The sequence below is a fragment of the Streptomyces sp. CNP082 genome (assembly GCF_059570535.1).
Genome location: NZ_JCANSZ010000006.1, coordinates 1 through 26667 on the forward strand (window position 1 = coordinate 1; position 26667 = coordinate 26667).

General features: G+C 72.9%; 26 protein-coding genes and 1 rRNA gene. 11 read left to right on the forward strand and 16 right to left on the reverse strand.

The annotated features are described in order from the left end of the window. Together B124_RS06970 and B124_RS06975 are read right to left on the reverse strand one after the other, a co-directional pair. A 16S ribosomal RNA gene (locus B124_RS06970) occupies window positions 1-111 on the reverse strand; the annotation flags it as partial. A gap of 347 nt (window positions 112-458) precedes the next feature. Further along, the gene (locus B124_RS06975) at window positions 459-1097 is read right to left on the reverse strand and encodes a DNA-3-methyladenine glycosylase (protein WP_496501799.1); all 639 of its coding nucleotides are present in this window, start codon (window positions 1095-1097) and stop codon (window positions 459-461) included. Window positions 1098-1148: 51 nt separating this feature from the next. On the opposite strand from B124_RS06975, the gene B124_RS06980 reads away from it, so the two are divergent. From B124_RS06980 to B124_RS06990, 3 genes are all read left to right on the forward strand, one after another. Then, window positions 1149-1931 (forward strand): sporulation protein, encoded by a 783-nt coding sequence (locus B124_RS06980; protein ID WP_496501800.1) that lies wholly within the window; start codon window positions 1149-1151, stop codon window positions 1929-1931. 149 nt (window positions 1932-2080) lie between these two features. Further along, window positions 2081-2620: a YbhB/YbcL family Raf kinase inhibitor-like protein gene (locus B124_RS06985; protein WP_496501801.1), complete on the forward strand. Its 540-nt coding sequence runs from the start codon at window positions 2081-2083 to the stop codon at window positions 2618-2620. An 84-nt stretch (window positions 2621-2704) separates the two neighbouring features. Then, window positions 2705-3232 carry an HNH endonuclease gene (locus tag B124_RS06990; RefSeq protein ID WP_496501802.1) on the forward strand — a complete coding sequence of 176 codons (528 nt, stop codon included), beginning with the start codon at window positions 2705-2707 and terminating at the stop codon, window positions 3230-3232. Between the two features lie 144 nt (window positions 3233-3376). Here B124_RS06990 and B124_RS06995 read toward each other — a convergent pair whose 3' ends face one another. The 3 genes from B124_RS06995 to B124_RS07005 form a co-directional block, all read right to left on the reverse strand. Continuing rightward, window positions 3377-4336 (reverse strand): SPFH domain-containing protein, encoded by a 960-nt coding sequence (locus tag B124_RS06995; protein WP_496501803.1) that lies wholly within the window; start codon window positions 4334-4336, stop codon window positions 3377-3379. A gap of 82 nt (window positions 4337-4418) precedes the next feature. Next, a complete protein-coding gene (locus tag B124_RS07000) occupies window positions 4419-4799 on the reverse strand; it encodes an NfeD family protein (RefSeq protein ID WP_496502025.1) in 381 nt (126 codons plus the stop codon). A 139-nt stretch (window positions 4800-4938) separates the two neighbouring features. Next, a complete protein-coding gene (locus tag B124_RS07005) occupies window positions 4939-5736 on the reverse strand; it encodes an ABC transporter ATP-binding protein (protein WP_496501804.1) in 798 nt (265 codons plus the stop codon). Between the two features lie 115 nt (window positions 5737-5851). Here B124_RS07005 and B124_RS07010 point away from each other — a divergent pair, with 115 nt between their 5' ends. Beyond that, window positions 5852-6676 (forward strand): Rv1486c family protein, encoded by an 825-nt coding sequence (locus B124_RS07010; protein ID WP_496501805.1) that lies wholly within the window; start codon window positions 5852-5854, stop codon window positions 6674-6676. Between the two features lie 87 nt (window positions 6677-6763). On the opposite strand, the gene B124_RS07015 is transcribed toward B124_RS07010, so the two are convergent. From B124_RS07015 to B124_RS07030, 4 genes are all read right to left on the reverse strand, one after another. Next, window positions 6764-7003, reverse strand: coding sequence for a chaplin (locus B124_RS07015; RefSeq protein WP_496501806.1), 240 nt, complete (start codon window positions 7001-7003; stop codon window positions 6764-6766). 208 nt (window positions 7004-7211) lie between these two features. After that, window positions 7212-7457, reverse strand: a complete 246-nt coding sequence (locus B124_RS07020) for a chaplin (RefSeq protein WP_496501807.1) — start codon at window positions 7455-7457, stop codon at window positions 7212-7214. 163 nt (window positions 7458-7620) lie between these two features. Then, the gene (locus tag B124_RS07025; RefSeq protein WP_496502026.1) at window positions 7621-8265 is read right to left on the reverse strand and encodes a response regulator; all 645 of its coding nucleotides are present in this window, start codon (window positions 8263-8265) and stop codon (window positions 7621-7623) included. A 52-nt stretch (window positions 8266-8317) separates the two neighbouring features. Further along, window positions 8318-9487, reverse strand: a complete 1170-nt coding sequence (locus tag B124_RS07030) for a GAF domain-containing sensor histidine kinase (RefSeq protein ID WP_496501808.1) — start codon at window positions 9485-9487, stop codon at window positions 8318-8320. 327 nt (window positions 9488-9814) lie between these two features. On the opposite strand from B124_RS07030, the gene B124_RS07035 reads away from it, so the two are divergent. Continuing rightward, window positions 9815-10219 carry an aggregation-promoting factor C-terminal-like domain-containing protein gene (locus B124_RS07035; protein ID WP_496502027.1) on the forward strand — a complete coding sequence of 135 codons (405 nt, stop codon included), beginning with the start codon at window positions 9815-9817 and terminating at the stop codon, window positions 10217-10219. A gap of 96 nt (window positions 10220-10315) precedes the next feature. Here B124_RS07035 and B124_RS07040 read toward each other — a convergent pair whose 3' ends face one another. Then, window positions 10316-12880 carry an ABC transporter ATP-binding protein/permease gene (locus B124_RS07040; RefSeq protein WP_496501809.1) on the reverse strand — a complete coding sequence of 855 codons (2565 nt, stop codon included), beginning with the start codon at window positions 12878-12880 and terminating at the stop codon, window positions 10316-10318. Window positions 12881-13290: 410 nt separating this feature from the next. Here B124_RS07040 and serB point away from each other — a divergent pair, with 410 nt between their 5' ends. After that, window positions 13291-14481: a phosphoserine phosphatase SerB gene (gene serB, locus B124_RS07045; protein WP_496501810.1), complete on the forward strand. Its 1191-nt coding sequence runs from the start codon at window positions 13291-13293 to the stop codon at window positions 14479-14481. Here the strand turns inward: serB and B124_RS07050 are convergent. Then, a complete protein-coding gene (locus B124_RS07050) occupies window positions 14441-15517 on the reverse strand; it encodes a helix-turn-helix transcriptional regulator (protein ID WP_496501811.1) in 1077 nt (358 codons plus the stop codon). The two genes, serB and B124_RS07050, sit on opposite strands and share 41 nt — an antisense overlap. Window positions 15518-15579: 62 nt before the next feature. On the opposite strand from B124_RS07050, the gene B124_RS07055 reads away from it, so the two are divergent. Then, window positions 15580-17913 carry an ATP-binding cassette domain-containing protein gene (locus B124_RS07055; protein ID WP_496501812.1) on the forward strand — a complete coding sequence of 778 codons (2334 nt, stop codon included), beginning with the start codon at window positions 15580-15582 and terminating at the stop codon, window positions 17911-17913. Window positions 17914-18045: 132 nt separating this feature from the next. Here B124_RS07055 and B124_RS07060 read toward each other — a convergent pair whose 3' ends face one another. After that, window positions 18046-18564 (reverse strand): SixA phosphatase family protein, encoded by a 519-nt coding sequence (locus B124_RS07060; RefSeq protein WP_496501813.1) that lies wholly within the window; start codon window positions 18562-18564, stop codon window positions 18046-18048. Window positions 18565-18986: 422 nt separating this feature from the next. On the opposite strand from B124_RS07060, the gene B124_RS07065 reads away from it, so the two are divergent. Next, window positions 18987-19103, forward strand: coding sequence for an SGM_5486 family transporter-associated protein (locus B124_RS07065; protein ID WP_018835810.1), 117 nt, complete (start codon window positions 18987-18989; stop codon window positions 19101-19103). A gap of 51 nt (window positions 19104-19154) precedes the next feature. On the opposite strand, the gene B124_RS07070 is transcribed toward B124_RS07065, so the two are convergent. Then, window positions 19155-20525 carry a CynX/NimT family MFS transporter gene (locus B124_RS07070; RefSeq protein ID WP_496501814.1) on the reverse strand — a complete coding sequence of 457 codons (1371 nt, stop codon included), beginning with the start codon at window positions 20523-20525 and terminating at the stop codon, window positions 19155-19157. A 52-nt stretch (window positions 20526-20577) separates the two neighbouring features. Here B124_RS07070 and B124_RS07075 point away from each other — a divergent pair, with 52 nt between their 5' ends. Further along, window positions 20578-21261 carry a FadR/GntR family transcriptional regulator gene (locus B124_RS07075; protein ID WP_496501815.1) on the forward strand — a complete coding sequence of 228 codons (684 nt, stop codon included), beginning with the start codon at window positions 20578-20580 and terminating at the stop codon, window positions 21259-21261. A gap of 41 nt (window positions 21262-21302) precedes the next feature. On the opposite strand, the gene B124_RS07080 is transcribed toward B124_RS07075, so the two are convergent. The 3 genes from B124_RS07080 to fabG all read right to left on the reverse strand — a co-directional run bounded on the left by B124_RS07080 (window position 21303) and on the right by fabG (window position 23421). Further along, window positions 21303-21713, reverse strand: coding sequence for a hypothetical protein (locus tag B124_RS07080; RefSeq protein ID WP_496501816.1), 411 nt, complete (start codon window positions 21711-21713; stop codon window positions 21303-21305). A gap of 215 nt (window positions 21714-21928) precedes the next feature. After that, complete coding sequence (gene fabI, locus B124_RS07085) at window positions 21929-22696, reverse strand: enoyl-ACP reductase FabI (RefSeq protein WP_496501817.1); 768 nt, start codon at window positions 22694-22696, stop codon at window positions 21929-21931. Between the two features lie 5 nt (window positions 22697-22701). Beyond that, the gene (fabG, locus tag B124_RS07090; protein WP_496501818.1) at window positions 22702-23421 is read right to left on the reverse strand and encodes a 3-oxoacyl-[acyl-carrier-protein] reductase; all 720 of its coding nucleotides are present in this window, start codon (window positions 23419-23421) and stop codon (window positions 22702-22704) included. A 249-nt stretch (window positions 23422-23670) separates the two neighbouring features. On the opposite strand from fabG, the gene B124_RS07095 reads away from it, so the two are divergent. Both B124_RS07095 and B124_RS07100 read left to right on the forward strand, forming a co-directional pair. Beyond that, window positions 23671-25200 (forward strand): TldD/PmbA family protein, encoded by a 1530-nt coding sequence (locus B124_RS07095; RefSeq protein ID WP_496501819.1) that lies wholly within the window; start codon window positions 23671-23673, stop codon window positions 25198-25200. Then, window positions 25197-26615 (forward strand): metallopeptidase TldD-related protein, encoded by a 1419-nt coding sequence (locus B124_RS07100; protein ID WP_496501820.1) that lies wholly within the window; start codon window positions 25197-25199, stop codon window positions 26613-26615. Before B124_RS07095 ends, B124_RS07100 begins: the two co-directional genes overlap by 4 nt. The last annotated feature ends 52 nt before the right edge of the window (window positions 26616-26667 follow it).

A 26667-nucleotide genomic window follows, 5' to 3' on the forward strand; every position in this document is an offset into this window, starting at 1 on the left:
TACTCACCCGTTCGCCACTAATCCCCGGCCGAAACCGGATCATCGTTCGACTTGCATGTGTTAAGCACGCCGCCAGCGTTCGTCCTGAGCCAGGATCAAACTCTCCGTAAATGCATACAAAAGAATGCAGCACTACAGAACGAGTCTGCCTCGCTACTGCTGTGTCACTACATCAAACACTTGGCATCAATTACTTGGCACACTGTTGAGTTCTCAAAGAACGGACACTACCTTCAAAACCCTCACCGGGCTTCTCCGGGCGTTTCCCTTCGGTGTTCCACCACTGTAGCGAAGACTTCGCTTCGCTACAAAACCGGGCCCCGGGAGTTGCAGCCGAAGCGCAACGAAAGGGAATCAGGTTTACGAAACATCGTCTGGAGGATGGTGTCCGCATCAGAGCGTGCAAGACACCAGGCCATTTGCGGCTCTATCTACGATACGGCTCCGCCCCTGCCGCGTCAAGCTCCGGCCGCCTTGGGGCGGTGTCGTGGCGTGTGGGCGCGGTACGGGCTCACCGTCGGGTCGTCGGCGATCCAGAAGCGCCACGGGTGGTGGGCACCGTCGCCGCCGACGCCGGTGCGGGGGCCGGTGCGGATGCGGGTGTGGTCCGCGGGGGTGCCGGTGAGGAGTTCGAGGGGGGTTCCCGGGGTGCAGGCGTCGGTGCCGTTGAGGGTGCGGTCGATGTCGAGTGCCGTTGCCAGGCGGGCCGGGCCCTGGGCCAGCTCGCGGTCCTTGCTGGCCTTGGGTCGGTGCTTGCGGGCCAGATCTGTTCCCTCTGTCACCTCGCCCGCGCGCAGGAGGACGGCGCTCGCGGCGCCCTCTTCGCCGCAGACCACGTTCATGCAGTGCCACATGCCGTACGTGAAGTAGACGTAGACGTGCCCCGCCGGGCCGAACATGACGGCGTTGCGGTCCGTGCGGCCCCGGTAGGCATGTGATCCGGGGTCCTGCTCCCCCGCGTACGCCTCGACCTCCGTGAGTCGCAGCGAGATCGTCCCAGCAGCGGTGCGGCGCAGTAGTGTTCGGCCCAGCAGATCCGGCGCCACCTCCAGTACGGGCCGACGGAAGAAGGAGCGGTCGAGTGGAGTACGGGGCATGCCGGGTGAGCGTAGTTGAGCAGTCCTACAGGGGAGCAGGAGAGTCCGCACATGGGGTTTAAGAAGCTTTTCGCCAGCCTGGGGGCCGGCGGCGCGTCGGTGGAGACGGTGCTGCACGACGCCAACGTCGTGCCCGGCGGCGTCGTGCAGGGCGAGGTCCGCATCGAAGGCGGGTCGGTGGCCCAGGAGGTGGAGGGGCTGTCCGTCGGGCTGCAGGCGCGCGTGGAGGTGGAGAGCGGCGACAACGAGTACAAGCAGGACATCGAGTTCCACCGGCAGCGGCTCGGCGGCGCGTTCGAGATCCAGCCGGACGCCGTGCACAACGTGTCGTTCAGCCTGGACGTCCCGTGGGAGACGCCCGTGACGTCCGTCATGGGGCAGCGGCTGCCGGGGATGAACGTGGGCGTGACCACCGAACTGGAGATCGCCCGGGCGGTGGACTCGCTGGACCTCGACCCGATCTCCGTGCACCCGCTGCCGGCGCAGCAGGCGATCCTCGACGCGTTCGGCGGGCTGGGCTTCCGCTTCAAGAGCGCGGACCTGGAGCGCGGGCACATCCGCAACACGCGGCAGCGGCTGCCGTTCTACCAGGAGATCGAGTTCTACGCGCCGCAGCAGTACCGCGGGCTGACGGCCGTGGAGCTGACGTTCCTCGCCGACGGGCACCAGATGGACGTGGTGCTGGAGATGGACAAGAAGCCGGGGCTGTTCACCGACGGCGGTGACTCGTTCCGGATGTTCCAGGTGGGGCTGACCGACTTCCAGCAGACCGACTGGAGCGCGTACCTGAACCAGTGGATCTCCGAGGTGGGGTCGCGCCGCAACTGGTTCTGAGCCACGCGGTCGTGTGGCGGCGGCGCCCGGGCTGCGGCTCGTTAGGCTGACCGCCGTGCGGCGTGCGTACCGGTGCTCCGCGTTCCGCGTGTGTCCCGCGTACCCGCCGCGCGGTGTCCTTGTGTCACAGTCACCTGGAGGTGTCTCACGTGCCCGAGCAGAACCGGCCGCCGCTGCCCCACGACTTCCATCCCGCAGTGCCGTCGTTCACCGTCACCAGCGACGGCGTGCAGGAAGGCGCCCCCCTGCCGGACGCGCAGATCGGGGCGAAGGGCAATTCCTCGCCGCAGTTGCGCTGGTCGGGGTTCCCGGAGGGGACGAAGAGCTTCGCCGTCACCTGCTACGACCCGGACGCGCCGACCGGCAGCGGGTTCTGGCACTGGTCGGTGTTCGACATCCCGGCGTCCGTGACGGAGCTGCCGGCGGGCGCGGGCACGGGGGACATGGCCGGGCTGCCGCAGGGGGCGGTGACCGTGCGTAACGACGCGGGGACCCACGACTTCACGGGCGCGGCCCCGCCGCCCGGTGACGGTGAGCACCGGTACGTGTTCACGGTGTACGCGGTGGACCAGGAGAAGCTGGGGCCCGACGCGGACGTGACGCCGGCCGTCGTGGGCTTCAACCTCCGCTTCCACACCCTCGCGAGGGCGCAGCTCATCGGCACGCACGAGGTGCCCGCGGCGGGCTGAAATTGCGTTGTCGCGGCCGGTCTCCCCGGGCACAGTGGACCCACCTCGCCGCTCGGTGAGGGGGAGCCGGGAGGTGTGACCGGGATGCGCGAGACGCTGGTGCTCAACGCGAGCTTCGAGCCGTTGTCGACGGTGTCGCTCCGCCGTGCGGTGGTGCTGGTGCTGCAGGACAAGGCGGTCGTCGAGCAGGCGCAGTCCGGTATGCGGCTGCGGGCGGCCAGCGTGGAGCTTCCGGTGCCCCAGGTGATCCGGCTGTGCCGGTACGTGCGGGTGCCGTTCCGAAGACGGGCGCCGTGGTCGCGGCGGGGTGTGCTGGTACGCGACCGGCACCGGTGCGCGTACTGCGGCCGGCGCGCGACGACCGTGGACCACCTCGTGCCGCGTTCGCTGGGCGGTGGCGACACCTGGCTGAACACGGTGGCGTCCTGCGCCGCGGACAACCACCGCAAGGCGGACCGGACGCCGGAGCAGGCGGGGATGCGGCTGCTGCGGCGGCCGTTCGAGCCGACGCCGGCGGACGCGCTGCTGCTGGCGCTGGGGGTGCGGGAGCAGGAGCAGTTGCCGCAGTGGCTGGCGTTGCCGGAAGGCCGCGAGGTGGGCGTCCCCGCCTGAGTTCCGGCGCGTGAGCGCCCCGCCCGTGTCGTCACAGAGAGTCGGTCGTACGGAGAGTCGTACGGAGCAAGAGCCCGCCCCCGGTCGTGGTGACGACCGGGGGCGGGCTCGCGTCGTACGGCGGGCGGGTGCGCCGCCTGGCGCCTACTCCAGCGGCGGCTGCTCGCGGTAGGTGGGCGCCTTGCGGGTGCTCGTCCTGGGGGCGCCGCCGTCGCCGCCGGTGGGCGAGGGCGGGCCGAAGTTGCCCAGGGCGCCGCCGAGGCCCTTGAGGGCGTCGCCGATCTCGCTGGGCACGATCCAGAGCTTGTTCGCGTCGCCCTCGGCGATCTTCGGCAGCATCTGCAGGTACTGGTACGACAGCAGCTTCTGGTCCGGGTCGCCGGCGTGGATGGACTCGAAGACCGTGCGGATGGCCTGCGCCTCGCCCTCGGCGCGCAGCGCCGCGGACTTGGCCTCGCCCTCGGCGCGCAGGATCGCGGCCTGCTTCTCGCCCTCCGCGGTGAGGATCTCGGACTGCCGGACGCCTTCCGCGGTGAGGATCGCGGCGCGCTTGTCACGGTCGGCGCGCATCTGCTTCTCCATCGAGTCCTGGATGGAGGTGGGCGGCTCGATGGCCTTCAGCTCGACGCGGTTGACGCGGATGCCCCAGCGGCCGGTGGCCTCGTCGAGGACGCCGCGCAGCGCGGCGTTGATCTCCTCGCGGGAGGTCAGGGTGCGTTCCAGGTCCATGCCGCCGATGATGTTGCGCAGGGTGGTGACGGTGAGCTGTTCGATGGCCTGGATGTAGCTGGCGACCTCGTAGGTGGCGGCCCGGGCGTCGGTGACCTGGTAGTAGATGACGGTGTCGATGTTCACCACCAGGTTGTCCTGGGTGATCACGGGTTGCGGTGGGAACGGCACGACTTGCTCGCGCAGGTCGACACGGTTGCGGATGGTGTCGATGAACGGCACCACGATGTTGAGGCCGGCGTTGAGGGTGCGGGTGTAGCGGCCGAAGCGCTCCACGATGGCCGCACTGGCCTGCGGGATGACCTGGATCGTCTTGATGAGTGCGATGAAGACGAGCACCACCAGGATGATCAGGACGATGATGATCGGCTGCATACTGCTCCCCGGTTAGTGATCCAATTGTGCGGCCCAGCCGCCGAGTGTGGCAGAACGGCCTTGCCCGTACGGGCGCTTCCGGTCACATGACGACGGCGGTTGCACCGTCGATGTCCACAACATCGACCTTCTGACCGGGCTCGTAAACCTCGCCCGAGTCGAGGGCCCGGGCGCTCCACACCTCGCCGGCGAGCTTGATGCGCCCCCCGGAGCCGTCGACCCGTTCCAGCACGACCGCCTGTCTGCCCTTGAGGGCGTCCACGCCCATGGCCGCCCCGCCCTGGCCGCGATGGCGGCGCGCCACGGGCCGTACGGCGGCGATGAGGGCGGTCGAGACGACCGCGAAGACGATCACTTGTACGGTGATTCCGCCCCCCAGTCCGGCCGTCACGGCGGCGGCGACCGCGCCGACCGAGAACATGCCGAACTCCGGCATGGCGGTCAGCACCAGAGGAATGCCCATGCCCACGGCGGCGATCAGCCACCACACCCATGCATCCACGGGTCCAATGCTATTGCGGGGCAAGGGATTCGGGACAGATGCCCGGGGGCTGTAGCCGCCTCGGCTACGTCTGCCGTGGGGCCGGGTGGCCAGGCGGCGGCTACGCCTTGGACATCGGCAGGCCCTTGGCGGTCCAGCGCTCGTCCGCGTGGTCGAGGACGAGGGGCAGGCCGAAGCAGAGCGAGAGGTTGCGGGAGTTCAGCTCGGTCTCGATGGGTCCGGCGGCGAGCACCTTGCCCTGCCGGATCATCAGCACGTGGGTGAACCCCGGGGGGATCTCCTCGACGTGGTGCGTCACCATGATCATCGAGGGCGCGTACGGGTCGCGGGCCAGCCGGCCGAGGCGGCGTACGAGGTCCTCGCGACCGCCGAGGTCGAGTCCTGCGGCCGGCTCGTCGAGGAGGAGCAGCTCGGGGTCGGTCATCATGGCGCGGGCGATCTGGGTGCGCTTGCGCTCGCCCTCGGAGAGGGTGCCGAATCTGCGCTCCAGGAACTCGCTCATGCCGAGGCGGTCGAGGAACGCCTTGGCGCGCTCCTCGTCGACGGCCTCGTAGCTCTCCTGCCAGTGGGCGGTCATGCCGTAGGCGGCGGTGAGGACGGTCTGCAGGACCGTCTGGCGTTTGGGCAGCTTCTCGGAGAGCGCGGCGCTGGCCATGCCGATGCGGGGGCGGAGCTCGAAGACGTCAACGCTGCCGAGCTTCTCGCCGAGGATCTGGACGGTGCCCGTGGAGGGGAAGAGATAGCTGGAGGCGATGTTCAACAGCGTGGTCTTGCCCGCGCCGTTGGGGCCGAGGATGATCCACCGCTCGCCCTCCGCGACGGACCAGGAGACCTGTTCGACCAGAGCCCTGCCGTCGCGGACCACCGATACGTCCACCAGCTCCAGTACATCGCTCATGAGCGTGCCGTCTCCCCTTGCAGTGTCGGTCCTTCGTACGCGGTGCGCGCCTGCGACACCGCCCCAGGGCAAACCTACGCCACGCGATGTCGGAGCCTGTCCGTAGGCTGGTGCCATGCTCGAAGAACCACGTTCTGGCCGGTTGGCGGCCTGGGGAAATGCCCTGCTATCCGGGCACATCTCGCCCGACGAGGCGGCGGAGCGCATCGTCGCGGACGACGACGGGCACCGGGTGACGGGGCTGCCGGGGGAACGGTCCGCTGCGGCGGCCGAGGGAGCGGAGTGGTCCGAGGGGGTGGGCCTGACGATGGCGCTGGGGCGGCTGCGGGCGCTGGGCGCGAAGGGGCTGCGGGTGGCGCTGCCGGTGCCGGGGCACCCGCTGGGGCTGGCCGGGCCGCCGGAGTTCAACGCGCTGGCGCTGGACGCGGGTGAGGCGGTGCTGGTGACCGGCGGGCCGGCGCTGGGGCTGGTGCCGGAGGTCTGGTCGGTGGGGCCGGAGGGGGACGAGCTGGTCCGGTTGCGGTGGCGGTGCCGGCCGGTGCGGGAGGCACCGCCGGCGGACGTGCCGTCGCTGGGTGAGGCGGAGCGGGAGCTGGCGGAGGCGATGCGGGAGGCCACGGAGGTGCTGGCGCGGCTGGACGTGGCGGGCTCGGGGCCGGCCGCCCAGGCGGCGCTGACGGCGTACCGGGCGCGGGCGGAGCGGGGGCGCGAGGTGCTGGCGCCGGGGTATCCGCCGCGGGCGGTGCGGGTGCTGGAGCTGGCGCAGCGCGTGGGGGCGCTGGTGGACATCGCGCGGGATCCGGGCGGGGGGCACGGGGCGGCGGTCAGCGCGGGGGAGATAGCGGCTCGCGGGGAGGCGCTGCGACCGCTGGAGCGGACGGCGCGGCGGGCGCGGGTGGCGGCGTACAACGCATTCGTGGAGGAGTTGGAGCGCGGGTGAGGTGCGCGGGCGCGGGGGGCGTGCGGCGGCGCGTACGCCCCCCGCGGGCGGGCCGTGGGGGGCGTACGCGACAGAAGGTGCGCTCCGTCAGCCGTTGATGCCGGTGTTGCCGAACGGCGCGTTCAGCAGGCCGACCACGGAGATGTTGTTACCGACGAGGTTCACCGGCAGGTGCACGGGGATCTGGGCCACGTTGCCCGAGATGATGCCGGGTGAGCCCGCGGCCGTGGCTCCGGCCCCGGAGTCGGCGACCGCCGCGCCCGCCCCGGCACCGGTCGCGAGACCTGCGGTGGCGAGGACGCAGGCCGCCTTCTTCACTGCATGCATGGAAAGTCGTTCCTCCTGTTGGCTGCGCACACCCCGGGCTCGGGGTGCATGCTGCGCAACGGCCGAGGAGTCCAGTGGGACACGCCGCTGCGTCCGGAGCCCACCGTTCAGCCCAATGGGCGGCGCCCCTCCGCACGTCAAGAGCGTGCAGACCGGCCCGCCTGGCGGTGCCCGGGGGCCGGTTCCGGTGCCGGCTGACCGTGGGTCGTCAGCGGTTCAGGCAGAGGTTGCCGAATGCCGGGTTCAGCAGGCCGACGACGCTGACGGTGGTGCCGCAGGCGTTCACCGGCACGTGGACCGGCGCCTGGACCAGGTTGCCGGAGCCGATGCCCGGCGAGCCGGGGGCCTGGCCGCTGGCGGTTGCGCCGCCGTGTGCGGCGGCGATGCCCGCGCTCGCCACGGCCAGGCCGCTCGCGGCGAGGGTGACGGCTGCCGCCCGCTTCAGGTTCCTCATGAGTTCCTCCTTGCGTCGGCCGCGGCGGGTGCCGCGGCACGCCATGGAGAACGCGGGGCGTCCGGCGCGGTTGCGCCGGTCGGGCGACATCTACACGACAGTATGAATCTCGGATAGGAAGGCGGTGTCGCGCCGGCGCGAGGGGGGCGCGCCGGGTGGCGTTTCAGCCGCTCAGACCGTGCCGTACGGCCCAGAGAGCGGCCTGCGTCCGGTCGGCGAGGTCCAGCTTCATCAGGATGTTCGACACGTGCGTCTTGACGGTCTTCTCCGAGACCACGAGCGCGCGGGCGATCTCCCGGTTCGAGCGGCCGTCCGCGATGAGCGCCAGCACCTCGCGCTCCCGCTCGGTCAGCGTCGTCCCCCGCCCCTGCGCCGGCCCGCCGCCGGCGTCGGGGGCCAGCAGCGCCCCGGCGACGTCCGGCTGGAGCAGCACGTGCCCGGCGTGCACCGAGCGGATCGCCTTGGCCAGCGCCTCGGGGTCGACGTCCTTGTAGACGTAGCCCGCGGCGCCCGCGCGCAGCGCGGGGACGACCGTGCGCTGCTCGGTGAAGCTGGTGATGACCAGCACGCGCGCCGCGCTGCCGGACTCGCGGATGCGGCGCAGCGCCTCGATGCCGTCGGTGCCGGGCATCTTCACGTCCATCAGCACCACGTCCGGCACCAGCTCCGCGGTACGGGCCACGCCCTCGTCGCCGTCCGCGGCCTCGCCGACGACCTCGATGTCGTCCTGCACCTCCAGGAAGGTGCGCAGCCCGCGCCGTACGACCTGGTGGTCGTCGACCAGCAGCACCCGGATCCGGCCGGGCACGTCCGTGCCGTCCGCCCCGTCCGGGCCGTGGGTCCTCAGCTCTGCGCCCGCCTCAGCCACCGGGCACCTCCATCTCGATCACGGTGCCCTTCCCGGGCGCCGACTGGACGGTCAGGGCGCCGCCGACGCCGGCGGCGCGGTCGCGCATGGACACCAGGCCCAGGTGGCGGCCGGCGGAGCGGACGGTTTCCGGGTCGAAGCCCCGGCCGTCGTCGCGTACCCGCAGCCGCGCGCCGCGGCGGCCGTGCCGGGTGAGGGTGACCTCGACCAGCCCGGCGTCGGCGTGCCGCAGCGCGTTGTGCAGGGCCTCCTGCGCGACCCGCAGCAGCGCCTCCTCCTGCGCCGCGGGCAGGGCGCGTACCTCGGCGGAGGTGAAGGTGACGCGGGCGCGGTGAGCCCTGTCGAGCACCTGCACCTGGGTCGCCAGGGTGGCGAGGAGGCCGTCGTCGTCCAGGGCCGCGGGGCGCAGCTCGACGACGGCGGCGCGCAGCTCGTCGGCGGCGTCCGCGGCGAGCCGCGCGACCTGCTGCAGCTCGCCCTTGGCGCGCGCGGGGTCGCGGTCGACCAGGGCGGCGGCGGCCTGCGCGGTCAGGCGCAGCGAGAAGAGCTTCTGGGAGACGGCGTCGTGCAGCTCGTGTGCGATACGGGCGCGTTCGCCGGCGATGGTCAGCTCGCGGCTGCGCTCGTAGAGGCGGGCGTTGGTCAGCGCGATGGCGGCGTGGTCGGCGAGGGTGCGCAGCAGGGCCTCGTCCTCGGCGCCGAAGCGGCAGCCGTCGGGGCCCGGCGGGTCGTCCGGCTCGCACTGCTTGTTGGCGAGGAAGAGCGCGCCGAGGACTTCCTCGCCGTCGGCGATGGGGGCGCCGACGAAGTCCCGCAGCCGCGGGTGGGCGCTGGGCCAGCCGCCGAACCGGGGGTCCTTGCGCACGTCGCCGAGGCGCACCGGCTCGGCGTCCCGCAGCAGCGCGGCGAGGATGCCGTGCTGCCGGGGCAGCGGGCCGATGGCCTTCCACTGCGCGTCGCTGACGCCGTCGACGACGAACTGGGCGAAGCCCCCGTGGTCGTCCGGCACGCCCAGGGCGGCGTACTCGGCCTGCAGCAGCTCGCGCGCGGACGCCGTGATCGTCTGGAGCACGTCGCGGACCTGCACCTGCCGGCTCATGGCGAGCAGGGCGCGGCTGACCGCTTCGAGTCCGGCGGCCGGGCCGGCTGCGGGGGTGGACATGTGTTCACGCTACCCGCCGGGCCGGTCCGCGTGATCCAGCCGGGGACCGGGCCGGTGTCAGACCCCGGTCCTAGGCCGCTGTGCCGACCCGTGGGAGCCGCCGGATGTGAGGTGCGCCACGAGAGCCATGTCACCTACGACCGGGAGTAGTGGCGGGCCGCCCGGATCCGGCCGGTCCGGGGTCGTCGGGCGCGGGACCAAAGGCCCGCCCTGGGCTACGAGGCGGAGTCGTAATGGGGGTCTTTGCATCGAAATTTCCGATCCTCTAACAATGTCGGAGTCCCCAGACGTCGCGTGGAGAGGTCACAGCGAACGATGCGCGAGAACATGCACCGTATCCGGGGCCGCAAGGCCCTCGTCGCCGCCCTTGCGGGCTCGGCGGCCGCCACGACCGCCCTGTCCTTCGCCCCCGTCGCCACCGCCGCGGCGCCCGAGGCAGCCCCGACCAAGTCGCGGGCCATCGCCAACAAGATGATCAAGAGTGACGCGCAGTTCGAGTGCTTCTCCCACATCGTCGAGCGGGAGAGCAGCTGGGACCACACCGCGCAGAACGCGTCCTCGGGCGCGTACGGCCTCGTCCAGGCGCTGCCCGCGACCAAGATGGCGACCGCGGGCTCCGACTGGCGCACCAACCCCAAGACGCAGATCGAGTGGGGCCTGGACTACATGAAGGACCGCTACGGCAGCGCCTGCGACGCCTGGTCCTTCTGGCAGGCCAACAACTGGTACTGAGCCGGCGGCACTGCCGGCCCGGCCGGCCCCGGCACATACGGCGACGGGCGGCACCCCTTGCGAGGGGTGCCGCCCGTCGGCCGTGCGGGGGTGCGGTCAGCGCATGACCTCCGGCTCGTGCTTGCGCAGCAGCCGGGCGACGATGAAGCCGCACACCACGCCCATCGCGATCAGCACGAAGATGTTGAACAGGTACGTGCCCGCCGTGTGCTCCCACAGCGTGTCCGTCTCGCCGCTGTCCCACGGCAGCAGCACGTTCAGGTCGGCGGTCGAGCCCATCGCGGCCACGGCCCAGCGCGACGGCATCAGCCAGGCGAGCTGCTCCACGCCCGGTGTGCCGTGCAGTTGGAAGAGCACGCCGGTGAAGACCACCTGCACGATGGCGAACATCACCAGCAGCGGCATGGTCATCTCGGAGGTCTTCACCAGCGCGGAGATGATCAGACCGACCATCATCGAGGTCAGACCCAGCGCGGTGACGCTGATCGTCAGCTCCACCGCAGGCAGGTCGGAGAGGATCACTCCCTCCTCCGGCAGCTTGTCCCGGCTGAGGACGCCGATGGCGCTGATGACCCCGCCCTGGAAGATGGTGATGATGCCGAGGACAACCACCTTGGACGTCACGTACGCGGAGCGTGACAGACCGACGGCCCGTTCCCGCTCGTAGATCACCCGTTCCTTGATCAGCTCACGCACGGAGTTCGCGGCGCCGGAGAAGCAGGCGCCGATCGCGAGGATGAGCATGATCGTGCCCGCGTCCCTGTTGATCAGGTGGATCTTCGGCGTGCCGTAGCCGAGCCCGAACTCGGCCGGGATGGCGACGCTGACACCGCCGAGCACCACCGGCAGCACGATGGAGAGCGCGACGAAGAAGCGGTCGGAGGCGAGCACGGACACGTACCGTCTCATCAGCGTCCACAACTGCGGCCCCCAGCCCTGCGGCTTGGACGGCCGGAGCAACTGCGGCGGCTGCATCGCGACCGGCTGCGGGGCCACGGCGTCGATGTCGGCCGCGTACATCTGGTAGTGCTGGGAGCCCTGCCAGCGGCCCTTCCAGTCGTACTCGCGGTAGTTCTCGAAGGCGGAGAAGATGTCGGCCCAGCTGTCGTAGCCGAAGAAGTTCAGCGCCTCCTCGGGCGGGCCGAAGTACGCCACGCCGCCGCCCGGCGCCATGACCAGCAGCCGGTCGCAGAGCGCGAGTTCGGCGACGGAGTGGGTGACGACCAGGACCGTACGGCCGTCGTCGGCCAGGCCGCGCAGCAACTGCATGACGTCGCGGTCCATGCCCGGGTCGAGGCCCGAGGTCGGCTCGTCGAGGAAGATCAGCGACGGCTTGGTGAGCAGCTCCAGGGCCACCGAGACGCGCTTGCGCTGGCCGCCGGAGAGCGAGCTGATCCGCTTCTCCTTGTGGATGTCGAGCTTCAGTTCGCGCAGCACCTCGTCGACGCGGGCGGCGCGCTCGGCCTCCGCGGTGTCGCCGGGGAACCGGAGCTTGGCGGCGTAGCGCAGGGCGCGGGTGACGGTGAGCTGGGTGTGCAGGATGTCGTCCTGCGGCACCAGGCCGATGCGGTGGCGCAGCTCGGCGAACTGCTTGTAGAGGTTCCGGTTGTCGTAGAGGACGTCGCCGACGTCCGCGGGGCGGTAGCCCGTCAGCGCCTTGAGGAGTGTGGACTTGCCGGATCCCGACGGGCCGATGACGGCGACCAGGCTCTTCTCGGGTACGCCGAAGGAGACGTTGTCCAGGATGACCTTGCCGCCGTCGACCTTCACGGTCAGGTGGCGGGCCGAGAAGCTGACCTCACCGGTGTCGACGAACTCCTCCAGCCGGTCCCCGACCAGCCGGAAGGTGGAGTGACCGATGCCGATGATGTCGTCGGGGCCGATGGGCCGCCGGCCGCGCTGCGGCAGTTGCTCACCGTTGACGTACGTGCCGTTGTGGCTGCCGAGGTCGACGATCTCGGAGCGGCCGTCGGGCGTGGACCGGAACTCCGCGTGGTGGCGCGAGACCTGCAGGTCGGAGACGACCAGCTCGTTCTCCAGCGCCCGGCCTATGCGGGTGACGCGGCCCAGCGAGAGCTGGTGGAACGTCGTGGGGCTGCGGTCGCCGTAGACCGACGGGGCAACCGGGCCGCCGCCGGGGCCCGCGCCGGCGGGCGGGCGCTGCGGCGCGGAGTGCTGCTGCGGGACGTACGGCTGCTGGGGCGGCATGCCGGCCGGCGGCCCCTGGGGCGGAGGTCCCTGCGGAGGTCCCTGCGGCGGGGCGCCCCAGGCGCCGGGCGCCTGCTGCAGCGGGGCGGCCTGCTGGGCGCCGGGCGGCGGCTGGGCCATGGCGGTCTGGGCGCTGTACACGTCGGGGGCTACGGCGCCGACGGGCGCGGAGAGCCGCAACTGCGGGCCGTCGGTGGCGTTGCCGAGGTACACGACCGAGCCGGGGCCGACCTCGATCTGGTGGACCCGCTGGCCCTCCACGTACGAGCCGTTGGTGCTGCCGACGTCCTCGAGGAGCCAGCTCCGGCCGCCCCACCGGAGGCTGGCGTGCCGCCAGGAGACCCTGGCGTCCTCCAGCACCACGTCCCCCTGCGGATCCCGGCCGACGCGGTAGGCGCGCGCCGGGTCGAGGGTCCACGTCTGTCCGTTCAGTTCAAGTACGAGTTCAGGCACTCCATGCCCCACAAAGTTGTCCCCCGAGGTGCCCCCTGTACGGCACCTGACTTCAACAGGCCCGTAGGGATTCTAGGGATGGCGAACATCCTGAGGAACTATTTCAGTAACAGTCGCTCGACGAAAACGCGGGTCACAGAAGGATGTGGAGCTTCACCTTCCGGTTCTCTCCACTCCCGGGGCGGATCACGCACGGTGACGGAAAGCGCGGGCGGGAAGGCCCGGGCGGGAGGCGGCAGGCCGCCCGCGCCGGCGGCAGGACCCCGGCGCCCCTCCCCCGCCCGTTCGGCCCCCGGCAACCGCACGTATCCCCCACCGCAACCTCCCAGCCCAGCGGGCCCGCCGACCCCCGCCGCGACCCCGACCCGCCCGGCCGCCAGGCGGCCCCACCGCGATACCGTGGTCTCACCATGACCACCGCCGCCCGCACGCTTCTCGTCAAGATCTTCGGCCGCGACCGCACCGGCCTCACCGCCGGCCTCTTCGACACTCTCGCCGCCTACGGGGTCGAGGTCATCGACATCGAGCAGATCGTCACCCGCGGTCGCATCACCCTGTGCGCCCTGGTCACCCCGCCCGTCGGCGCCACCGAGGGCGAACTGCGCGCGACGATCCACTCCTGGGCGGACTCCATGCGCCTGGAGGCGGAGATAATCTCGGGCACCGGCGACAACGAGCCGCGTGCCCCCGGCCGCTCCCACGTGACCGTGCTCGGGCAGCCGCTGACCGCCCAGTCGACCGCCGGCATCGCCGCCGCGATCACCGGCACCGGCGGCAACATCGACCGCATCTTCCGGCTCGCGAAGTACCCCGTCACCGCCGTGGAGTTCGAGGTCTCCGGCACCGCGACCGAGGAGCTGCGCACCGCGCTGGCCATAGCCGCCGCCCGCCTCGGCGTGGACGTCGCCGTCGTGGCGTCCGGGCTGCAGCGCCGCGCCCAGCGGCTCGTGGTGATGGACGTCGACTCCACCCTCATCCAGGACGAGGTCATCGAGCTGTTCGCGGCGCACGCCGGCTGCGAGGCCGAGGTCGCCGGAGTGACCGCCGCCGCGATGCGCGGCGAGCTGGACTTCGAGCAGTCCCTGCACGCCCGGGTGGCGCTGCTGGCGGGTCTTGAGGAGTCGGTGGTGGACAAGGTGCGCGAGGAGGTACGGCTGACGCCCGGCGCCCGCACCCTGATCCGTACGCTCAAGCGCCTCGGCTACCAGGTGGGGGTGGTCTCCGGCGGCTTCACGCAGATCACCGACGACCTCCAGGACCGCCTCGGGCTGGACTTCGCCGCCGCGAACACCCTGGAGATCGCCGACGGCAAGCTCACCGGCCGGATCACCGGGCCCGTCGTGGACCGGGCGGGCAAGGCCCGGCTGCTGCGCCGCTTCGCCGCCGAGGCCGGCGTGCCGCTGGCGCAGACGGTGGCGATCGGGGACGGCGCGAACGACCTCGACATGCTCAACGCGGCGGGCCTGGGGGTGGCGTTCAACGCCAAGCCGCTGGTCCGGCAGGCCGCGCACGCGGCGGTGAACGTGCCCTTCCTCGACACGGTGCTCTACCTGCTGGGCATCACGCGCGACGAGGTGGAGGCGGCGGACACGACCGGGTGATGCGGTCGCCGAGGCCGCGCAGGAAGTCCGCCAGCTCGGGCGGCTCGCGCACCTCGAAGTCCACGCCGAGCAGCGCGATCCGCACGGCCAGCCAGTCGAGCGCGTCGCCGCCGGTGACCAGCGTGCAGCGCCCCGGCCCGGCCGGCTCCAGCAGTCCGGCGCCCCGCGGGAGGCGGCGTACGGCCTCTTCGAGGGGTACGTGCAGGGTGACGACGGCGCGGTAGCGCCCCCGGTGGCCGGCGATGGACTCGGCTACGAAGGCGGCGGCGTCCGCGGCGGGCAGCTCGCGCGGCGGGTGGCGGACGCCGGTGGGCCGCGGGTCGTCGATCCGGTCGGCGCGGAAGCTGCGCCAGTCGGCACGGTCGCGGTCGTACGCCACGAGATACCACCGCTGACCGGTGCTGACGAGCCGGTACGGCTCCACGTGCCGGCGCGCGGCGCCCGCGGCGGGCCCGGCGCGGTGCGGGCCGCGCGGCTCGCCGACGGGCCCGGCGGCCGGCCCGGCGGCCTCCGCCGCGCCCGTGCGCTTGCCCCGGTAGCCGAACCGCAGCCCCTCCCCCCGGCTCGCCGCACCGGCCAGCGTCGCCAGCACCTCCGTGTCCACCGGCGCCCCGGCCGCCGCCACCGCGCCCGCCGGGCTCACGGCCAGCGGCACCGTGGCCTGGTTCAGCGCGGCGACGCGGCGGCGCAGCCGCGCCGGGAGGACCTGTTCCAGCTTGGCGAGGGCCCGTACGGACGTCTCCCCGATCCCCGCGACGCCCCCGGTGGCCACGGCGCGCAGCCCGGCGGCGACGGCGACGGCCTCGTCGTCGTCGAGCAGCAGCGGCGGCATCGCGGTGCCCGCGGCGAGCCGGTAGCCGCCGAGAGCGCCGACGCTGGCGTCCACGGGGTAGCCCAGCGCGCGCAGCCGGTCGACGTCGCGGCGTACGGTGCGCACGCTGACGCCGAGGCGGCCGGCCAGCTCGGGGCCGCTGTGCTCGCGTCCGCTCTGCAGCACGGACAGCAGCTTCAGCAGCCGTGCGGGGGTGTCGCTCATCCCTCGATCATGACCGAGAAGGCGGACATGTTCTGACCTCCTTCGCCCGTAGCTTCGAGGTCATGGCACCTCAGCACAGCATTCGTATCACCGGGGCCCGCGAGCACAATCTCCGCAACGTCTCCCTCGACATCCCCCGCGACCGGATCACCGTCTTCACCGGGGTGTCGGGCTCCGGCAAGTCCTCCCTCGTCTTCGACACGCTCGCGGTGGAGTCGCAGCGGCAGCTCGGCGAGACCTTCGGGTGGTTCGTACGCAACCGCCTGGCGCGGCACGAGCGCCCGCGGGCCGACGAGCTGGCGAACCTGACCCCCGCCGTGGTCGTCGACCAGCGCCCGCTCGGCGGCGGGGCCCGCTCCACCGTCGGCACCGCGACCGACGTCTACGCCGTCCTGCGCGTGCTGTTCTCCCGCTGCGCCACGCCGTCCGCCGGGGAGGCGAGCGCGTACTCGTTCAACGATCCGCGCGGGATGTGCCCCGGCTGCGACGGGCTCGGCAAGGTGGTCAGCCTCGACCTGGACCGGTTCCTGGACCGGTCGAAGTCGCTGAACGACGGCGCGATCCGCTTTGCGCCGTTCGGCGTCGGCTCGGTGTGGTGGCAGACGTACGCCGAGTCGGGCCTGTTCGACCCCGGCCTGCCGCTGGCACGCTACGGCGCGCGTGAGTGGGAGCTGCTCCTGCACGGCAAGGGCTTCCGGGTGCCGCGCCGCGTCAAGAGCACCGGCGCGGACGGGCACAACGCGTACGAGGGCCTGGTCGAGCGCTTCGGCCGGCTCTACCTCAGGCGGGACGTCGCCGCGCTCTCCGGCCGGACCCGGGCCGAGGTGCTGCGCGTCGTCACCGAGGCGCCGTGCCCGCGCTGCGGCGGGGCGCGGCTGAACGAGGCGGCGCTCGCCGCCCGCATCCGGGGGCGGAACATCGCCGAGTTGGCCGCGCTGGAGGCCGGGGACCTGCTGGCGGAGCTGAAGCAGCTCGACGACCCGGTGGGCGGCCCCGTCGCCGCGGCGGCGGTGAGCACGCTGGAGCGGCTGGTGGGCGTCGGTCTGGGGTACCTGAGCCTGGACCGGGCAACGTCGACGCTGTCGGGCGGGGAGGGGCAGCGGCTGAAGGTCGTACGGCAGCTCGGGTCGAGCCTGACCGGGATGACGTACGTGTTCGACGAGCCGAGCACCGGCCTGCACCCGCGGGACGTGCACCAGCTCACCGGACTGCTGCGCGAGCTGCGCGACAAGGGCAACACGGTGCTGGTCGTGGAGCACGACCGGGACGTCATCGCGATCGCCGATCACGTGGTGGACATGGGCCCCGGCGCCGGGACGCGGGGCGGGGAGGTGGTGTTCGCGGGGCCGCCGGCGAAGCTGGCGGCGGCGGACACGCCGACGGGCCGCCGGTGGGGGCGCACGGTGCCGCTGCGCACGCGGGTGCGTACCCCGAAGGGCTTCCTGCCGGTGGAGCGTGCGACGGCGCACAATCTGCGGGACGTCACGGTCGGGTTCCCCCTCGGGGTGCTGACGGCGGTGACGGGGGTCGCGGGGTCGGGCAAGAGCACGCTGGTCGCGGAGTTCGTCCGGCGCTACGCGGACGGGGCGGACGCCGTACCGGGCGATCCGGCCGGGGCTCCGGGCAGCCGCGTGGCCGTCGTCGTCGACCAGTCGGCGATCACCGGCTCGTCCCGCTCGACCCCCGTGACGTACCTCGGCGCGATGGACCCGCTGCGCCGCCACTACGCCCGCGCGACGGGGGCGTCCGCGGCGCTGTTCAGCTTCAACTCGCGCGGCGCCTGCTCGACCTGCCGGGGCCGCGGCGTCATCGTCTCCGACCTGGCGTTCATGGACCCGGTCAGCAGGCGCTGCGAGGCGTGCGGCGGACGGCGCTTCGGGGCCGAGGCGCTGGCCCACACGGTACGTGGCCGCTCCATCGCCGACGTGCTGGAGATGACGGCGGCGCAGGCCGCGGACTTCCTCGCGGCGGGCGGCGCCGAGGAGGCGCGGATCGCGGACCTGCTCGCCCCGCTCGCCGAGGTGGGGCTCGGCTACGTCGCGCTCGGCCAGTCCGTTGCCTCCCTGTCCGGCGGCGAGCGCCAGCGCCTCAAGCTCGCCGGCAGGCTGCGGCTGCCGGGCGCCGTGTACGTCCTCGACGAGCCGAGCGCCGGGCTGCACATGGCCGACGTGGAGGGGCTGACCGCGCTGCTGCACCGGCTGGTGGACGGGGGCGGCACGGTGGTCGTGGTCGAGCACGACCGGGAGGTCGTCAAGCACGCGGACTGGGTCATCGACCTGGGTCCGGGCGGCGGGCGGGACGGGGGCCGGGTGCTGTTCGAGGGCACGCCGACGGAGCTGGCCCGTACAGGGGAGTCGGCGACGGCGGAGTATCTGCGCCGGGACCTCGCGGGCTGAGCGGGGAAGAGGCAGGCAGGCAAGCAGGGCTGAGGGAGCGGGAGGGGCAGAGGCAGAGGGCCGGCGTCCCGGCGGGACGGCGTGGGCACGCGCGGTCCGGGGCGGCCCGTGTGGACCCGCCCAGGACCGGGCTCACTGCTGGTGCGGTGCCCAGAACTCGGTGAGCCGGCCCACGCCGTGCTCCACGGACTTCCACGAGCCGGAGAACTCCACGACGGCCACGCCCGACGTCGGGAAACCGCGGCTCAGTCTGGTCAGCGTGTCCCCCTCGGCGGAGCCCGCCAGGGCGTCGGCGAGACCTTGCATGCCGGGGTTGTGGCCGATGACCAGCAGCGTGGAGACGTCGTCGGGGACCTCGTTCAGCACCTGGATCAGCTCGCCGAGCGATGCCTCGTACAGCCGCTCCTCATACACCGTCCGCGGCCGTCGGGGGAGCTTGCCCACGACGAGCTTCCACGTCTCGCGGGTGCGCTTGGAGCTGGAGCAGAGGGTCAGGTCGGGGACGAATTCGTGGGCCGCGAGGAACTCTCCGGCGGCGGGGGCGTCTGCCCGGCCGCGCTCGGCGAGGGGGCGTTCGTGGTCGGAGTCCTGGGCCCAGTCGGCTTTGGCGTGTCGGAGAAGAACGATGCTGCGGGACGTTCCTGCGCTCATAAGCTCAGCTTCGCACGAAACCGGCCGCCGGGTCCGGGCAGTTCGCAGGGTCTCCCGCCAGGAGTGACGGGCCCGCCCGCCCGCCGGCGGCGGCGACCAGCGGTTCAGGACAGCCGCAGGGCGAGGAGCACGGTGAACGCCAGGACGGGCAGGGCGAGGGACCACCACGGCAGCCAGCGCTGCGCCGGCGGTGCGGGCTGGGTGTGGGCACCGGCTGACATCTTCGCCTCCGCGGGGTCGTTCGAACGTCGGGTCCTTCGTGGCACTTCGAACCTACGGACCCGGGGCCGCCCGTCCCATCCGGTGACCCACCCAGTTCCCCCTGACCCTGGCCCCCTAGGGGAGGGTGGGGCTAGCACCACCCCGGGCGTCCGACGGCGCCCTCGTGCGGGGCCGCGGGGCGGGGATGCGAGACTGGGCGTATGCCCGTGCTCGACCCGAACCCCCAGAACGGGCAGCGCAAGCTGCTCTACGTGCTCGGCGCGATGCTCGCCATCACGGTGGTCATCGGCGTCATCGCCACGATCGCCTCGCCCTGAGGCCCGCGGCCCGCAGCACCGGGGCGCCGCCGGGACCCGCCGTCGGAGCCGTCAGACCTCGTCCTCGACCACGCGGTTGCGTCCGGCGACGATCCCCACCGCCACCTGGGCGACCATGAAGCCCGCGAGCACCGCCAGCGGGACGTTCCAGCCGTCCGTGGCCCCGTACAGCGCGCCGACGGCCAGCGGGCCCGGGATGGAGATCAGATAGCCGGTGCTCTGCGCGAAGGCGGAGAGCCGGACGAGGCCGGCGTGGCTGCGGGCCCGTACCCCGAGGAGGGTGAGGACCAGCGGGAAGGCGCAGTTGGACACGGCCAGCAGCAGGGCCCACACCCAGGCGCCGCCCGCGGGCGCCAGCCACAGCCCCGCGTAGCCGCCGAGGCCGCACGCGCCGAGCACCACGACCAGCGGCCCCTGGTGGTGCAGCCGGGCCGCGATCCGCGGCAGCACGAAGGCCAGCGGCACGCCCATGCCCATGGCGACGGCGAGCAGCAGGCCGGCGGTGGACGCGGGCACGCCGGCGTCGCGGTAGATCTGCGGCAGCCAGCCGAGGGTGACGTACGCGGCCGTGGCCTGCAGGCCGAAGAAGACGGCGAGCGCCCACGCGGTGGGGCTGGCGGTGATACGGATCGGGCGCGCCGGCTCCGCCGGCGGCTCCCCGGCGTCGGCGTTCCCGGCGGGCCGGGTGTCTGCGGCGCCCGCAGCGGCGCCGGTGCCTTCGGCGGACCCGGCGCGGCGCGACCCGCGCGACAGCACCGCCCACGGCACCACGGCGAGCGCCGCGACGGCGGCCCAGACGCCGAGCCCCAGGCGCCAACTGCCGCCCAGTGCCTCGCTCACCGGCACGGTGACGCCGGCGGCGGAGGCGGTGCCGAGGGCCAGGCCCATCGAGTAGAGCCCGGTCATCGAGCCGACCCGGGTCGGGAACCAGTGTTTGACGATGACGGGGATCAGAACGTTGCCCACCGCGATGCCGCCGAGCGCCAGCGCGCTGGCGGCGAGGAACGCGGGGGTGTTGCCGAACAGCGGGCGCAGCGCCAGGCCGGCGGTGATCGCGACGAGCCCGCCGGTGACGACGGCCACGGGGCCGAAGCGGCGGGCGAAGCGGGGTGCGAGGCTGCCGAAGACGGCGAAGCAGAGCGCCGGCATGGAGGTGAGCAGCCCGGCGACCGTGCCGCTCATGCCGATGTCGGTGCGTACGTCCTCCAGGAGCGCGCCGAGCGAGGCTATCGCGGGCCGCAGGTTGACCGCCGCGAGCAGCAGCGCGGGGGCCAGGAGCCACAGCAGCCCCGGGGCCACCCGCGGCGCGGACGCCGGCTCCGGGCCTGCTGCCGGCCCGGCGGCCCGCGCCGCCCCGGTCGTCGTGCCCGGGGTTTCGGCGGGTTTCGTGAGAATGCTGCGGCGTGGCATGCGGCCCATCATAGAATCATTGGATGAATGGCTGTCCACTCCGTATCACGCACACGGGAGAGACATGGCACTGACGTCGCCGCGCCGGTCGAGCCTCACCGACCAGGTGATCGCCCAGTTGCGTACGCAGATCACCGCGGGCGAATGGCCGGTCGGCAGCCGCATCCCGACCGAGCCGGAACTCGTGGAGCAACTGGGCGTCGCGCGGAACACCCTCCGCGAGGCGGTGCGGGCGCTCGCGAACAACGGCCTGCTCGACATCCGGCAGGGCTCCGGCACCTACGTCGCCGCGACCAGCGAGCTGGCGGGCGTGATGCAGCGCCGGTTCGCCGGGGCCAGTCCCGGGCACGTCGCCGAGCTGCGCAGCGCGCTGGAGGCGCAGGCGGCGCGGCTGGCGGCGGCGCGCCGCACGGAGGCGGAGATGACGCAGTTGGAGCTGCTGCTGCGGCGCCGCGAGGAGGCGTGGGAGTCGGGGGACGCGGCGGCGTTCGTCGACGCGGACGCGACGCTGCATCTGGCGGTGGCCACGGCCTCGCACAACGAGGTCCTGACGGCGGTCTACGCCGACCTCGGCGAGGTCGTGCGCACGACACTGCGCTCCAAGGTGGGCGACGTGCTGCTGCCGGCGGAGCATCTGGACCACGGGCGGATGGTGGCGGCGATCCGCGCCGGGGACGCGGAGACGGCGGCGGCGGAGGCGGGCCGGCACGCCCACGGCTGCATGCCGGAGCCGGCGCTCGGCGGCTGACGGGGGCCTCCGCAGAAGAGGCGCCAGAGGGGACGTAACAGCTAACCGCCCGGTACGTCCCGTATCGGCTCGTGGCTGACCCACGCCCGCGCGACGCCGAACCAGCACCGGTCGCTCATCTCGCCGCTCTCCGCGGGGTCGAGCCGCATCCGCATCCCGTCCACGTCCGGATCCCACCACCGGGCGCACTCGATGTGCAGTTGGACGGCGTCGGCGTAGGGCCCGGCGTTGTAGCAGCGGGCGGTGACGACCGACCCGGTCACGGCGGTGCGGCACTCGGCCTCCACCGGCCCGCCGCGATCGCCGGCGGCACCGGCGGCGACCGCGCGGCCGGCCGCAGGCAGGAGGAGCACGGGCACGGCGGCGACGGCGACCGCCGCGGCCAGGCGCGTACGGCGGCGGGCGAAACCCTGGGTGCGGCGGCCGGAGCGGGGCAGGCCCTCACGCACCACGGAACCTCCTCGGCCGTACGGCGACGCCCGCGCACGCGCGTCGCTGCTGCACCACAAGGGGACGGTAACTGCCCCTCCAGCGTGCGCCGCCGCCCCGCCCGCGGCGCACCGGCCTACGCCGAACGGGCGACCCCGCGCGGGAGCCGCCCGTCCGCCGTACAGATCCGCCCTGGAGACCGGTGCAGGCCGTGGGAAAACCGCCGGTGCGCTCCCGGCTACGCGCCCATCATGTGCACGCCGCCGTCGACGTGCACGATCTCGCCGGTCGTCTTCGGGAACCAGTCCGACAGCAGCGCCACGATCCCGCGCCCCGCCGGCTCCGGGTCCGCCATGTCCCACTCCAGCGGCGAGCGCGTGTTCCACACGTCCGCCAGGTCCGAGAAGCCGGGGATGGACTTCGCCGCCATGGAGCCGATCGGCCCGGCCGAGACCAGGTTGCAGCGGACGTTCTCCTTGCCCAGATCGCGGGCCAGATAGCGGCTGGTGGCCTCCAGCGCCGCCTTCGCCGGGCCCATCCAGTCGTACTGCGGCCAGGCGTACTGCGCGTCGAAGGTGAGCCCGACGACCGACCCGCCGCCCTGCATCAGCGGCAGGCAGGCCATCGTCAGCGACTTCAGCGAAAACGCCGAGACGTGCATGGCCGTGGCGACGGACTCGAAGGGCGTGTGCAGGAAGTTGCCGCCGAGCGCGTCCGGCGGGGCGAAGCCGACGGAGTGCACGACGCCGTCGAGCCCGCCCAGTTCCTCGCGCACGACGCCCTCGATCCGCGCCAGGTGCTCGTCGTTGGTGACGTCGACTTCGACGACCTTCGCCGGCTTGGGCAGCTTCTTCGCGATGCGCTCGGTCAGCGTGGGCCGCGGGAACGCGGTGAGGATGATCTCCGCGCCCTGCTCCTGCGCCAGCTTCGCGGCGTGGAAGGCGATGGACGACTCCAGCAGCACGCCGGTGATGAGGACGCGCTTGCCGTCGAGGATTCCGCTCATGGTGCTCAGTGACCCATGCCCAATCCGCCGTCCACGGGAATGACGGCTCCGGTGATGTACGAGGCGTCGTCGGAGGCGAGGAACCGCACGGCCGCGGCGACGTCCGCCGGCTTCGCGTACCGGCCGAGCGGCACCTGCGCGACGATCTCCGCCTGCCGCTCTTCCGACAGCGCCCGCGTCATGTCGGTCTCGACGAAGCCGGGCGCGACGACGTTGAAGGTGATGTTGCGCGAGCCCAGCTCGCGCGCCAGCGAGCGGGCGAAGCCGACGAGCGCCGCCTTGGACGCGGCGTAGTTGGCCTGGCCCGGGGAGCCCATGAGGCCCACCACGGAGGAGATGAGCACGACGCGGCCCTTGCGGGCCCGCAGCATGCCGCGGTTGGCGCGCTTGACGACGCGGAAGGTGCCGGTGAGGTTGGTGTCGAGGACGGAGGTGAAGTCCTCCTCGGACATCCGCATCAGCAACTGGTCCTTGGTGACACCGGCGTTGGCCACCAGCACCTCGACGTTGCCGTGCTGCTCCTCCACCTCCTTGTACGCCCGGTCGACCTGCTCGGTGTCGGTGATGTCGCACTTCACCGGCAGACAGCCCAGCTCCACCAGCGCCGCGGGCGGCTCGCCGGAGCGGTACGTGAACGCGACCTTGTCGCCCGCCTCGGCGAACGCGCGGGTGATGTCGAGGCCGATACCGCGGTTGCCTCCGGTGACCAGAACCGAGCGGCTCAAGGACCCATCCCTTCTCCCAGGTGCATCCCGGACTTTCTCCAGGACTCCTCACCCGAGAAGCTATCGGTACGGGACGCGCCACGGGCATTCCGCCCCCCACACAGGCCCGCGGCGGACACTTGTGGGGTTCTCACAGAAACCCGCTGGGCACCGGGCATCCGCTCGGGCATGATCGGCCGGGGTCCCGGACGCGGCCCCGCGCGGACACCACCACAGCACTTCCACCCACCACCGACCGGAGGGCAGAACGTGAGCAAGTCGGTCCATTCCCTCGACGACGCGTTTCTCGCGCTGCCGCTCGGCGCCCTCGCGGACGCCGCGCTCGCGCGGGCCCGGGCGCTCGGCGCCGAGCACGCGGACTTCCGCCTGGAGCGGGTGCGCAGCGCCGCCTGGCGGCTGAAGGACGCCCGGCTGGCGGGCACCACGGACACCACCGACCTCGGGTACGCGGTGCGCGTGGTGCACGGCGGGGCCTGGGGCTTCGCCGCCGGGGTCGATCTGACGATGGACGCCGCCGCGCAGGTCGCCGCCAGGGCGGTGGCGATGGCGAAGCTGTCGGCGCAGGTCATCGCCGCGGCCGGGGCGGACGAGCGGGTCGCGCTGGCGCCGGAGCCGGTGCACGCGGAGCAGACGTGGGTCTCCGCGTACGACGTGAACCCCTTCGACGTACCGGACGCCGACAAGACCGGACTGCTGACCGAGTGGAGCGAGCGGCTGCTCGGCGCCCCCGGCGTCTCGCACGTGGACGCCTCGCTGCTGGCGGTGCAGGAGAACAAGTTCTACGCCGACACCGCCGGCACCTCGACCACCCAGCAGCGGGTGCGGATGCACCCGGAGCTGACCGCGGTGACGGTCACCGACTCCGGCGACTTCGACTCGATGCGCACCCTCGCGCCGCCCGCCGGCCGCGGCTGGGAGTACGCGACCGGCACCGGCTGGGACTGGGACGCGGAGCTGGCGCAGATCCCCGGCTGGCTCGCCGAGAAGATGGCGGCGCCGGGCGTCGAGGCCGGTTCGTACGACCTGGTGGTCGACCCGTCGAACCTGTGGCTGACGATCCACGAGTCCGTCGGCCACGCCACCGAGCTGGACCGCGCCCTCGGCTACGAGGCCGCGTACGCCGGCACCTCCTTCGCCACGTTCGACCAGCTCGGCCACTTGCGGTACGGCTCGGGCCTGATGAACGTCACCGGTGACCGCACCGCCGAGCACGGGCTCGCCAGCATCGGCTACGACGACGAGGGCGTGCAGGCGCAGTCCTGGGACCTGGTCCGCGAGGGCGTGCTCGTCGGCTACCAGACGGACCGCCGGATCGCGAAGCTCACCGGCGCGGACCGCTCCAACGGCTGCGCCTTCGCCGACTCCCCCGCCCACGTGCCCGTGCAGCGCATGGCGAACGTCTCGCTGCAGCCGGCGCCCGAGGGGCCGACGACCGACGAGCTGATCGGCGAGGTGGAGCGCGGCATCTACGTCGTCGGCGACCGCTCCTGGTCGATCGACATGCAGCGCTACAACTTCCAGTTCACAGGTCAGCGGTTCTACCGGATCGAGAACGGCAGGCTGGCGGGCCAGCTCAAGGATGTGGCCTACCAGGCCACGACCACCGACTTCTGGGGCTCGATGTCGGCGATCGGCGGCCCGGAGACGTACGTGCTCGGCGGCACGTTCAGCTGCGGCAAGGGCCAGCCCGGCCAGGCCGCGGCCGTCTCGCACGGCTGCCCGTCCGCGCTCTTCCGGAACGTCAACATCCTCAACACCACCCAGGAGGCCGGCCGATGACGCGGACGACCCGGACGACCGAGCCTCACGAGACCGTCGAGCGGGCCCTGGAGCTGTCGCGTGCCGACGGCTGCGTCGTGATCGCCGACGAGGAGTCGAGCGCGAACCTGCGCTGGGCCGGCAACGCCCTGACGACGAACGGCGAGACCCGCGGCCGTACGCTCACCGTCATCGCCACCGTCGACGGCGGTCAGGGCACGGCCTCCGGCGTCGTCTCCCGCACCGCGGTCACCGCCGATGACCTGGAGCCGCTGGTACGGGCCGCGGAGGCGGCGGCGCGGGCGAGCGGCCCGGCGGAGGACGCCCGCCCGCTGGTCGAGGGCGTGCCGTCGTCGGCCGGCTTCACCGCGCCGCCGGCGGAGACCTCCTCCGGCGTGTTCGCCGCCTTCGCGCCGGCGCTCGGCGAGTCCTTCGCCCGCGCGCGGGCCGGCGGCCGGCAGCTCTACGGCTTCGCGAACCACATGGTGACCTCCACCTACCTCGGCACCTCCACCGGGCTGCGGCTGCGCCACGACCAGCCGACCGGCACGCTGGAGGTGAACGCCAAGTCCCCGGACCGGACGAAGTCCGCCTGGGCGGGCCGCTCGACCCGGGACTTCACCGACGTGACCGCCGACGTGACAGCCGAGCTGGACGCGGAGCTGGCGCAGCGGCTGGCGTGGGCCCAGCGCGCGGTGGAGCTGCCCGCCGGGCGGTACGAGACGCTGCTGCCGCCGAGCGCGGTGGCCGACCTGCTGGTCTACATGTTCTGGTGCGCCTCCGCCCGTGACGCGCACGACGGCCGCACGGTGTTCAGCAAGCCGGGCGGCGGCACGCGCGTCGGCGAGAAGCTGGCCGGGCTGCCGCTGACGCTGCGCAGCGATCCGGCGGAGCCGGGGCTGGAGTCGGCGCCTTTCGTGATCGCGCACACCTCCGGCAACGACTGGTCGGTCTTCGACAACGGGCTGCCGCTCGGGCCCACGGACTGGCTGCACGAGGGCACGCTGCGGCACCTGCTGACCAACCGCTTCACCGGGGACCTCACCGGCCTGCCCGTCACCCCCGAGGCGGACAACCTGGTGCTGGACGCGGGCGGCACGAAGTCGCTGGACGAGATGGTCGCGGGCCTGGGGCACGACGGCCCCGGGCTGCTGCTGACGTGCCTGTGGTACATCCGCGAGGTCGACCCGGCGACGCTGCTGCTGACCGGGCTGACCCGGGACGGCGTCTATCTGGTGGAGAACGGCGAGGTGACCGGCGCGGTGAACAACTTCCGCTTCAACGAGTCGCCCGTCGACCTGCTGGGGCGCGCGGCCGAGGCGGGGGCCACGGAGCGGACGCTGCCGCGCGAGTGGGGCGACTGGTTCACGCGGGCGGCGATGCCGCCGCTGCGGATCCCCGACTTCAACATGAGCTCCGTCAGCAAGGGCGTGTAGGCGGCATTACCCTCGTACGCAGCCGCGGGTGCGGCTGCGTACGAGACCGGGA